The sequence below is a fragment of the Megasphaera micronuciformis F0359 genome (assembly GCF_000165735.1).
Lineage (GTDB): Bacteria > Bacillota > Negativicutes > Veillonellales > Megasphaeraceae > Megasphaera > Megasphaera micronuciformis.
In genome coordinates this window covers 1-569 of record NZ_GL538196.1, presented here as the reverse complement: position 1 = coordinate 569, position 569 = coordinate 1, and the positions used below count along the sequence as shown (strand labels likewise).

Genomic DNA, 569 nt, shown 5'->3' with positions numbered 1-569 from the left:
GTAGCCAGCGGCGGTACGACGGCGACGAATGCGGCCAATATCGGAGACGTACAAAATGCGGTAGCCAACTTATCGCAAAACCTGACGGTAACGGACGGTACGAACAGCGGAACGGTGAACTTGAAGAACCAGTCTCTGAAGGTAGCCGGCGCTAACGGTATTACGACGAATATGAACGGCCAGACCTTGACGGTAGGCCTTGATTCGACGACGAATAATAAGGTAAACGACACGGCTACGGCAGTAGGAAGAACGATCAGCTTAGGCGGCGATACGGGAACGACGACGGCTAAGTCGCTGACAACCGGAGATGTAAACTTCGGCATTAAGAGCGGCAACGGGTACCTGACGACAGCCGCCAACGGCAACGATGTAACCTTGACGGTTAATGAAGGAGCCGTAAAAGATGCGGCAGTCAGTGCCGTTACGGTCAGCACCGATGCGGCTACGGACAACCCGGTAACGATCACGCCTACGACGGGAACGAACTCGAAGGACTATAAGATTACCGTAGATACGTCGAAGTTGGCACAAAAGACGAACCTTGCCTACACGGCCGACAACGGAAC

Annotated in this window: 1 protein-coding gene; it reads left to right on the top strand. The window is 54.1% G+C overall.

Annotation, left to right across the window (positions count from 1 at the left end; genetic code table 11):
- A partial coding sequence (locus HMPREF9429_RS09255; RefSeq protein ID WP_006941687.1) for a hypothetical protein occupies positions 1-569 on the top strand: 569 nt, incomplete at both ends.